This is a genomic window from Mycobacterium sp. (assembly GCF_049802695.1).
In the GTDB taxonomy this organism is placed as follows: domain Bacteria; phylum Actinomycetota; class Actinomycetes; order Mycobacteriales; family Mycobacteriaceae; genus Mycobacterium.
Genome location: NZ_JBARMY010000284.1, coordinates 1 through 10,573 on the forward strand (window position 1 = coordinate 1; position 10,573 = coordinate 10,573).

The window sequence follows — 10,573 nt, forward strand, 5'->3', positions numbered from 1 at the left end:
GTCCAAAGCCCGGCCAGGCCCGGCCCACGGTCGCGCGCGGTGCAGAACCCGTCGACGGTGGTCGTCTTCATTGCCGTCAGCGGCCTGCTGCAGGCCCTGTACTGGATACGGCAGGGTGGCGATTTCATGCACGGTCGAGTCCTGCTGGTGCCGCTGTTCTGTTTGCTGGCGCCCGTTGCGGTGATTCCCGTCGTGTTCCCCGAAGGAAAACGGTTCTCCCGGGAAACCCGCTACCTGCTGGCCGGTGCGGTGAGCGTGGTCTGGTTGGCGCTCGTCGGCTGGTCGCTGTGGGCGGCGAACTCGCCCGGGATGGGCGACGACGCCACCCGGGTGACCTACTCCGGCATCGTCGACGAGCGGCGGTTCTACGCCCAGGCCACCGGGATGGCTCACCCGCTCACCGCGGCCGCCTACCTCGACTACCCGAGGGTGCGTGCTGCGCTGGTAGCCATCAACAACACGCCGGCCGGCGCGCTGCTGCTGCCGTCGGGCAACTACGACCAGTGGGACGTGGTGCCCGCGGCCGCGCCGCCTCCGGGAGTGGTCCCCGGGCAGGGCCCGCACACCGTGTTTTTCACCAATCTCGGCATGCTGGGCATGAACGTGGGCCTGGAGGTGCGCGTGATCGACCAGATCGGTCTGGCCAACCCGATCGCCGCGCATACCGAACGCCTCCAGCACAGCCGCATCGGCCACGACAAAAACCTGTTCCCGGACTGGGCCATCGCTGAGGGCCCATTCCTGGATGTACCGCCCTACCTCGACCGGGCGTGGGTTGAGCAGGCCAGGGCGGCACTGAAGTGTCCTGCGACGCAGTCAGTGCTCAGCTCGGTACGGGCACCGATGGGTCCCCGTCGCTTCCTGTCGAACCTGCTGCATTCGGTGCAATTCACCCGGTACCGCATCGACCGAGTGCCGCGCTACGAGCTGATTCGGTGCGGTCTGGAAGTGCCGGAATTCGGTGGGCCTCCGTATGACGGCCTGCCCGCGACGGGCCCGTAGTCGTCGGGCTGATCAAGCGGTTCGCGGCTCGCTGTGGCGAGGTTGGAGGAAAATTTTTTCGGCGGTCCCGGGCGTTCCAACGGTCCCCGCCCAACAGCGAACGACGCGGCGGTGACAGCAACGCCGGATATCGGGCCTCACCGGCAGGCCGTCGTTCGCGGGCACATTCCCGGCGCCTGCAGCGGCGCTCGCCGGCCAACGGCGTGTCGCGGCGGAAACCGTCCGGGCTGAGCTGTCCTGCGGTGCACTCGGGGAGAGAGTGGCTGTAGTGATGTGGTTGACTACACGGGCACTGCTGCGCCGGGCAACGGGGCTCCGCATGCAGACTTCGCCGAAATGAATGTGCTTACGAAGGGTGAGGAAGTAAGGATGAAGCTGGTTGACAGGATCCGCGGCGCGGTAAGCAGTATGCCGCGCCGGCTCGCTGTCGGGGCCGCTGGTGCGGCTCTGCTGCCGGGTCTGATCGGGGTCATTGGAGGCTCGCCGACCGCTGGAGCGTTCTCCAAGCCCGGTCTGCCGGTCGAGTACCTGCAGGTGCCGTCGGCGGGAATGGGCCGCGACATCAAGATCCAGTTCCAGAGTGGGGGAGCCAACTCACCTGCGGTCTACCTGCTGGACGGCTTGCGCGCCCAGGACGACTACAACGGCTGGGACATCAACACACCTGCGTTCGAATGGTACAACGGCTCGGGCCTGTCGATCGTGATGCCGGTCGGCGGGCAGTCCAGCTGGTACACCGACTGGTACAAACCGGCCTGCGGTAAGGCGGGTTGCTCGACCTACAAGTGGGAAACCTTCCTGACCAGCGAGCTGCCGTCCTACCTGGCCTCGCAGAAGGGGGTCAAAGCGACCGGCAGCGCGGCGGTCGGCCTGTCGATGGCTGCGGCGTCGGCGCTGAACCTCGCCGTCTACCACCCGCAGCAGTTCGTCTACGCGGGCGCCATGTCCGGTCTGCTCGACCCTTCTCAGGGCATGGGCCCGTCGTTGATCAACCTGTCGATGGGTGATGCCGGCGGATACAAGGCGGCGGACATGTGGGGTCCGAAGGAATACCCGGCGTGGGCGCGCAACGACCCGTCACTGCATATTCCGGAGTTGGTGGGCAACAACACCCGCATCTGGATGTACGTCGGTAATGGCAAGCCGTCGGAGCTGGGGGGCGACAACTTGCCGGCGAAGTTCCTCGAGGGCTTCGTGCGGTCCAGCAATATCAAGTTCCAGGACGCCTACAACGCCGCCGGTGGCCACAACGCGGTGTTCAACTTCCCGGAGAACGGCACCCACAGCTGGGAGTACTGGGGTTCCCAGCTGAACGCGATGAAGCCCGACCTGCAGCGGACGCTCGGCGCGACGCCCAACGCGGCGCCGGCGCAAGGCACCTAAAACCCGGACGGGATATCCGGCTGGCGGCGACGACTCATCGGGTCGTCGCCGTTAGCCATTTCCGCCCCTCGCGCTGTGCGGGATGTGGTTCACTACCTTGCGGGATGGGGTTCTGCGGGGTCGGTAGCCGGCTTGTCGGGTGACACGAGTGAGGTGGAGATGAGGGGTCTGTCGATGCTGCGGGTGCTGAGCGCTGCGGTTCTCACGCTGGGACTGGGCGGTGTCACCGCAGTCACGCCGGGCGTCGGCGGCTCAGCGCGCGCCGCCGGTTACGAGACCCTGATGGTGCCGTCCGCGGCGATGGGCCGCGACATACCGGTGGCGTTCATGGGCGGCGGGCCGCACATGGTCGTTCTGCTCGACGCCTTCGACGCTAACCCCGATGTCAGCAACTGGGTGACGGCCGGTAACGCGATGAACACTCTGGCCGGCAAGGGGATCTCGGTGGCCGCACCGGCCAGCGGCGCCTACAGCTTCTATGCCAACTGGGAGCAGGACGGCAGCAAGCAGTGGGACACCTTCCTATCCAGCGAGCTACCGGACTGGCTGGCTGCCAACAAGGGCCTTGCCCCCGGAGGAAACGCGGCCGTGGGCGCCGCACAGGGCGGCTACGGCGCGTTCGCGCTGGCCACCTTCCATCCCGACCGATACGGCTATGCCGGCTCGATGTCGGGCATCCTGGATCTGTCAGACACCACGATCTTCGGCGGCGTCATCGCCGGTTTCCAGAACTTCGCTGGAACAGACGTCTACGGTATGTTCGGCGCGCCGCAGTTGGGCCGGGTCAAGCAGCACGACCCCTACGTGCATGCAGCGTTGCTGGCGCAGAACAACACGCGGATATGGGTCTTCAGCCCGAACGGGGCCGGTGCCAGTGATCCCGCCGCCGTGATTGGCATCCCCGACCAGGCCGCCGGCAGCGCCCGATTCTTCTACCAGGAATACCGCAACGTCGGCGGCCACAACGGCCACTTCGACTTCCCGGGCGGTGGGGACAACGGCTGGGGATCGTGGTCCGCAGAGTTGGCCGCAATGTCCGGCGACATCGCCGGCGCCATCCGCTGACACGTGTCCGCCGGCAGTTCGCCGGCCGGGGATCCGTGCTGTCAGCCGGTACCGTGAAGGGGTGCAGCAGACAGTACGACGGCGGCTTTCTCCTGCTGCGCCGGATACCTTGGGTCGGTTCCGTTACCGTGCGACTGCTCGCGACGGCTGGTCAGGGGACTCACCTGCTGTCGCCGATCGCGCGCACGACACCGCCTGACCGACCGACTCTGCTGGCAGGAGATGATGGCAAAGAATCCCGGGCGAAAATCCCGGCCTACTTCCCGGCGCCGACGCCACCGCGTCCTCGCGCTGACCGCCGCCGCGGCGGTGGCTTTGTTGGTGGGCCTCGTGATCGTGATTGTGGTCGGTTTGGTTCGGGGTCCCAAGCCGGCACCCAGCGCAGTGCCGCCCAGCATCGTCCCGCCCACTAGCAGCTCGGGGCAGCCAGGGCAGCCATCGAAGCCGCGGCCGCCGTCCCAGGACGCCAGCTGCCCCGACGTCGACCTGATTTCCGTGCCGGGGACGTGGGAGTCGTCAGCGCAGGACGACCCGCTCAACCCGGCACAGTTCCCCAAGGCGTTGCTGCTCAGCGTTACCAGGCCGATTGCCGACCAATTCCCGGGTAGCCGCGTCGAGGTGTACACCGTTGCGTACACGGCGCAGTTCCACAATCCGATGAGCACCGATAACCAGATCTCCTACAACGACAGCCGGGCCGAGGGCACCCGTGCGATGGTCAAGGCGCTCACCGACATGAACGCCAAGTGCCCGTTGACCAGTTACGTGCTGATCGGATTCTCACAGGGCGCGGTGATCGCCGGGGACGTCGCCAGCGACATCGGCAACGGCCGCGGACCCATCGACCAGGATCTGGTGCTGGGCGTGACGCTGATCGCCGACGGCCGCCGCGAGCCGGGCGTCGGTCAGGACGTCGGTAACGACCCGCCGGGGCAGGGCGCCGAAGTCACCCTGAATGAGGTGCCGGTGCTCTCCGAGCTCGGATTGACCATGACCGGCAAGCGCCCGGGCGGCTTCGGTGAGCTCAACAACCGGACCAACGAGATCTGCGGGCACGGCGATCTCATCTGCGCCGCCCCCCAGGAGGCGTTCAGCATCGTCAACCTGCCGAACACCCTCAACCAACTGGCCGGCGGTGCCGGGCAGCCGGTGCACGCGCTCTACGCCACACCCGAGTTCTGGAGTTCGGACGGCCAGCCGGCCACCGAATGGACTTTGAGTTGGGCGCGCAACCTGATCGAGAACGCGCCGCATCCCAAGCATGGGTGACCGGCTGCGACGCAGCAGCCCGAGCGATGCGTGAACTGGTTGTGCGGACACAGCTGCCACAACACGGTGATTGAGATGAGAAGCGGTACCTTGAGATTTGGTCACTGCCGCGTCGGCCCTTACCATTACCCGTAACATTAAGAGAAGAATAAGATTGCAGTGGTTAGTCTGGCTGGGTCATGGCGGTGCAAACGTGAGCACACCTCGGAACCATCGGTCAGTTTGGCCTTGCAGGGAAGAACAAGGCACGCGGTGAAAGGCGTTCGGCCGGCTCTAACGGAGACGGCAACGCCGGCATAGAGATTTAGACACATAGCGACGTAATGCAGCAGAGCCAAAAAACGCGCTCGTGACAGGAGATTGACCAATGCCAGTGGCATACCACAACCCGTTCGTGGTGAACGGACGGATCACCTTCCCGGACAATGCCAACCTGGTCCGTCACGTCGAACGATGGGCGAGGGTGCGCGGGGATGCGCTGGCCTACCGGTTCATGGACTTCTCCACCGAACGCGACGGCATCGCCCGGGACATCTCCTGGTCGGAATTCGGCGCCCGCAACCGTGCGGTGGGCGCACGTCTGCAGCAGGTCACTCAGCCGGGCGACCGCATCGCCATCCTGTGCCCGCAGAACTTGGACTACCTGGTGTCGTTCTTCGGAACCCTGTACTCCGGACGGATCGCGGTGCCGCTGTTCGACCCGTCTGAGCCGGGCCACGTCGGCCGACTGCACGCCGTGCTCGACGACTGCGAGCCGGCGGCGGTGCTGACCACCAGCGACTCCGCCGAAGGCGTGCGCAAATTCTTCCGCAGCCGCCCGGCCAAGGAGCGGCCACGCGTCATCGCCGTCGACGCCGTGCCCAACGAGGTGGCATCCACCTGGGAACTGCCCGAGGGGAAAGACTTCGACACCGTCGCGTACCTTCAGTACACGTCCGGGTCGACCCGCATCCCCACCGGCGTGGAGATCACCCACCTGAACCTGGCCACCAACGTCATTCAGGTGCTGACCGCGTTCGAGGGCAAAGAGGACGACCGCGGTGTCACCTGGCTGCCGTTTTTCCACGACATGGGGCTGATCGCGATCATGCTGTCGCCGGTGCTGGGTCGCTACAACACCTTCATGACGCCCGCTGCGGTCGTGCGCCGGCCAATCCGCTGGATGCGTGAGCTGGCCCGGGAGGACCCGAACTCTCCCGGCGATGTCTACTCCGTCGCGCCGAACTTCGCGTTCGAGCACGCCGCGGTGCGCGGAGTGCCGAAAGACGGCGAGCCGCCGCTGGACCTGAGCCGCGTCAAAAGCATCATGAACGGCAGCGAGCCGATCTCGGTGGCGTCGATGCGCAAGTTCCACGAGGCGTTCGCGCGGTTCGGCCTGCGTGACTCGGTGATCAAGCCGTCCTACGGGCTTGCCGAGGCGACGCTGTTCGTCTCCACCACCCCGATGGACGAGAAGCCACTCATCACCTATGTCGACCGCGAGGAACTGAACAAGCACCGGTTCGTCGAGGTGGCCGCGGACGCGCCGAACGCCGTCGCGCAGGTGTCCACCGGCAAGGTGGGTCTGGACGAGTGGGCGACCATCGTCGACGCCGACACGGCCACCGAACTGCCCGACGGACAGATCGGCGAGATCTGGCTGCACGGCCAGAACATGGGCATCGGGTACTGGAACCGGGAGCAGGAGACGCAGGACACGTTCAAGAACATCCTGAAGTCGCGGGCCAACCCGTCACACGCCGAAGGCGTCCCGGATGACGGGCTGTGGGTACGCACCGGTGACTACGGCACCTACCACAACGGTGGCCTCTACATCACCGGCCGGATTAAGGACCTTGTCATCATCGACGGTCGCAATCACTACCCGCAGGACATCGAGTTCTCGGCGCAGGAGGCCAGCCGCGCCTTGCGCACCGGCTTCGTCGCCGCCTTCTCGGTGCCGGCCAACCAGCTGCCTCAGGAAGTGTTCAACAACCCGCACATCGGGCTGACGTACGACCGCGAGGACACCTCCGAGCAGCTGGTGATCGTCGCCGAGCGTGCCGCCGGTGCACACAAACTCGAATACCAGCCGATCGTCGACGACATCCGGGCCGCCATCGCGATCCGCCACGGAGTGACCGTGCGCGACGTCCTGCTGGTACAGGCCGGGACCATCCCGCGGACGTCCAGCGGAAAGATCGGGCACCGCGCCTGCCGGGAGGCCTACATCAACAACAGCCTGCGTCGCGGCGTCGCGTCGCCAACCGCCTTCGCCGGCGAGTCGAACTGACCACGAACCACGATGACTGAGATAGACACCGATTCCGCACCGAGCGTCAACAGCACGCCACACGCGAATGCGCCCGCGCGCACAACCATGACCGTCCCCGAGATGCGGCAGTGGATGCGCAACTGGGTGGGCAATGCCACCGGGCAGTCGCCGGACTCGATCGACGAATTCACCCCGATGGTGGAACTGGGCTTGTCGTCACGGGACGCCGTCGCGATGGCCGCCGACATCGAAGACCTCACCGGGGTCACCCTGTCGGTGGCGGTCGCGTTCCAGCATCCGACGATCGAGTCGCTGGCGACCCGGATCATCGAAGGCGAGCCCGAACGGACTGAGGACGAGAGCGATGTTGTCGACTGGTCGCGCCCGGGCCCGGCAGAACGCGTCGACATCGCAATCGTAGGACTGTCGACCCGGCTGCCCGGCGACATGAACACCCCGGACGAAACGTGGCAGGCGCTGCTGGAAGGCCGCGACGCGATCACTGACCTGCCTGAGGGCCGCTGGTCGGAGTTTTTGGAGGAGCCGAGGCTGGCCGAGCGGATCGGTAAGGCCCGCACCCGCGGCGGCTACCTGAAGGACATCAAGGGCTTCGACTCCGAGTTCTTCGCGGTGGCCAAGACCGAAGCCGACAACATCGACCCGCAGCAACGGATGGCGCTGGAGCTGACCTGGGAGGCGCTCGAGCAGGCCCGCATCCCGGCCTCCAGCCTGCGCGGCGAAGCCGTCGGCGTCTACGTCGGCGTATCGAACAACGACTACAGCATGCTGGCGGTGTCCGATCCGACGCTCGCCCACCCGTATGCGATCACCGGCACCGCCACCTCAATCATCGCTAACCGGGTGTCCTACTTCTACGATTTCCGCGGGCCTTCAGTGGCCGTCGACACCGCGTGCTCGAGCTCGCTGGTGGCGATCCACCAGGCGGTGCAGGCGCTGCGCGGCGGTGAAGCCGACGTCGCAGTCGCCGGCGGCGTCAACGCCCTGATCACGCCCGCGGTGACCCTAGGCTTCGACGAGATCGGCGCGGTGCTGTCTCCCGACGGCCGGATCAAGTCATTCTCCTCGGACGCCGACGGCTACACCCGATCCGAGGGTGGCGGCATGGTGGTGCTCAAGCGGGTCGACGACGCCCGCCGCGACGGCGACCAGATCCTGGCCGTCATCGCCGGCAGCGCGGTCAATCACGACGGGCGCTCCAATGGCCTGATCGCGCCCAGCCAGGACGCTCAGGCCGCGGTGCTGCGCCGGGCGTACAAAGACGCCGGTATCGACCCACGCAATGTGGACTACATCGAGGCGCACGGGACCGGCACCGTGCTCGGTGACCCCATCGAGGCCGAGGCGCTGGGGCGCGTCATCGGCAAGGGGCGTCCTGCCGACCGCCCGGCGCTGCTGGGCGCGGTGAAGACCAATATCGGACACCTGGAATCGGCTGCCGGCGCAGCCAGCATGGCCAAGGTGGTGCTGGCGCTGCAACATGACAAGCTGCCGCCGTCGATCAACTTCGCCGGACCCAGCCCCTACATCGACTTCGATGCACAGAGACTGAAGATCGTCGAGACTGCTACCGACTGGCCGCGATACGGCGGCTACGCGCTCGCCGGGGTGTCGAGCTTCGGCTTCGGCGGCGCCAACGCGCACGTCGTGGTGCGCGAGGTCCTGCCTCGTGACGTGATCGAGCGGGAGCCGGAGCCGCAACCGCAGCCGGCGGAATCGCCGTCCCCGGAAGCGAGAACGGCTGCGTCGTATGCCGGTGTGCGGTTCGACGACTACGGCGAGTTCATCGACGACGAGTACCTGGCCGCGGCCGCGAACGACGCGGAGCCCGAACTGCCCGGCGTTACCGACGGGGCGCGGCGCCTCAAAGAGATCGCGCTCGAAGAACTCGCGGCGCAAGAGGCTCAGGAAGGCGCTGCCAAGCCGTTGATCCCGCTGGCGGTGTCGGCGTTCATGACGTCGCGCAAGAAGGCCGCCGCCGCCGAGTTGGCCGACTGGCTGGAAAGTCCGGAAGGGCAGGCGTCGTCGCTGGAATCGATCGGCCGATCGTTGTCGCGGCGCAACCACGGCCGGTCCCGCGCGGTAGTGCTGGCCCATGACCACGACGAGGCCATCAAGGGGCTGCGGGCCGTCGCCGAGGGCAAGCAACGGCCCAACGTGTTCAGCGTCGACGGGCCGGTGACGAACGGCCCGGTCTGGGTGCTAGCCGGATTCGGTGCGCAGCACCGCAAGATGGGCAAGAGTCTGTATCTGCGCAGCGAGGTTTTCGCCGAGTGGATCGAGAAGGTCGACGCGCTGGTCCAGGACGAGCTGGGCTACTCGGTGCTCGAGTTGATTCTCGACGACTCGCAGGACTACGGGATCGAGACCACTCAGGTCACCATCTTCGCCATCCAGGTCGCCTTGGGTGAACTGCTCAAACATCACGGCGCCAAGCCCGCCGCGGTGGTCGGTCAGTCGCTGGGTGAGGCCGCATGTGCATACTTCGCCGGTGGGCTGTCGCTGCGCGACGCAACCCGCACCATCTGCTCGCGCTCACATTTGATGGGCGAAGGCGAGGCGATGCTCTTCGGCGAGTACATCAGATTGATGGCGCTGGTGGAGTATTCCGCCGACGAGATCAAGACAGTGTTCTCCGACTATCCCGACCTGGAAGTGTGCGTCTACGCCGCACCGACCCAGACCGTCATCGGCGGTCCGCCCGAACAGGTGGACGCGATCATCGCCCGCGCCGAATCCGAGGGCAAGTTCGCCCGCAAGTTCCAGACCAAGGGCGCCAGCCACACCACGCAGATGGTGCCGTTGCTCGGCGAGCTGTCGGCGGAACTGCAGGGCATCAAGCCGCTGAGCCCGACCGCCGGGCTCTTCTCCACGGTGCACGAAGGCCGCTACATCAAGCCAGGATCAGAGCCGATTCACGACGTCGAGTACTGGAAGAAGGGCTTGCGGCACAGCGTCTACTTCACCCAGGGCATCCGCAACGCCGTCGACAGCGGACACACCACCTTCCTGGAACTGGCGCCCAACCCGGTGGCGCTGATGCAGGTCGGCCTGACCACCGCGTCCGCCGGGCTGCACGACGCTCAGCTGATCCCGACGCTGGCCCGCAAGCAGGACGAAGTCGAGTCGATGATCTCGACGATGGCGCAGCTCTACGTGTACGGCCACAACCTGGACGTCACGACTCTGTTCAGCCGGGCCACCGCGCCGCAGGACTACGCGAACATCCCGCAGACCCGGTTCAAGCGCAAAGAGCACTGGTTGGATGTCAGCTTCTCCTCGGGCAGCAGCGTTGTGGTGATGCCGGGGGCGCACGTGGCGCTGCCCGACGGCCGCCACGTCTGGGAGTATCAGCCCCGCGGCCTGACCGACCTGCCCTCGCTGGTGAACTCCGCTCTGGCCGATGTGCTTCCGGATGCGCAGCTGACGGCCGCCGAGCAGCGGGCGACTCCGGGCGAAGGGTCCCGGCTGGTGACGATGATGACCCGGCACCCGGGCGGCGCCTCCGTGCAGGTCTACGCCCGCATCGACGAATCGTTCACGCTGGTGTACGACGCGCTGGTCGCCCGCGCCGGTCAGAGC

6 protein-coding genes are annotated in these 10,573 nt (G+C 66.6%); all 6 read left to right on the plus strand.

What is annotated here, in order from left to right:
• A partial coding sequence (gene zomB / locus WA317_RS11570; protein ID WP_425173160.1) for a flagellar motor control protein ZomB occupies positions 1-1,002 on the plus strand: 1,002 nt, incomplete at its 5' end.
• 369 nt (positions 1,003-1,371) lie between these two features.
• The gene (locus WA317_RS11575; protein WP_425173161.1) at positions 1,372-2,385 is read left to right on the plus strand and encodes an esterase family protein; all 1,014 of its coding nucleotides are present in this window, start codon (positions 1,372-1,374) and stop codon (positions 2,383-2,385) included.
• A gap of 159 nt (positions 2,386-2,544) precedes the next feature.
• Entirely contained in the window at positions 2,545-3,450 is a 906-nt protein-coding gene (locus tag WA317_RS11580; RefSeq protein WP_425173162.1) for an alpha/beta hydrolase-fold protein, read from the plus strand.
• Between the two features lie 225 nt (positions 3,451-3,675).
• On the plus strand, positions 3,676-4,719 hold the full coding sequence (locus tag WA317_RS11585; protein WP_425173163.1) for a cutinase family protein: 1,044 nt from the start codon (positions 3,676-3,678) through the stop codon (positions 4,717-4,719).
• Positions 4,720-5,092: 373 nt separating this feature from the next.
• Positions 5,093-6,991 carry a long-chain-fatty-acid--AMP ligase FadD32 gene (gene fadD32 / locus WA317_RS11590; protein ID WP_425173165.1) on the plus strand — a complete coding sequence of 633 codons (1,899 nt, stop codon included), beginning with the start codon at positions 5,093-5,095 and terminating at the stop codon, positions 6,989-6,991.
• A 12-nt stretch (positions 6,992-7,003) separates the two neighbouring features.
• On the plus strand, positions 7,004-10,573 hold a 3,570-nt coding region (locus WA317_RS11595; RefSeq protein WP_425173164.1), incomplete at its 3' end, for a beta-ketoacyl synthase N-terminal-like domain-containing protein.

Bases quoted from the DNA above. Each gene is read 5' to 3' on its own strand.
- WA317_RS11580 (WP_425173162.1), top strand. From the start codon at position 2,545: ATGAGGGGTCTGTCGATGCTGCGGGTGCTGAGCGCTGCGGTTCTCACG.
- WA317_RS11585 (WP_425173163.1), top strand. From the start codon at position 3,676: ATGGCAAAGAATCCCGGGCGAAAATCCCGGCCTACTTCCCGGCGCCGA.
- WA317_RS11575 (WP_425173161.1), top strand. From the start codon at position 1,372: ATGAAGCTGGTTGACAGGATCCGCGGCGCGGTAAGCAGTATGCCGCGC.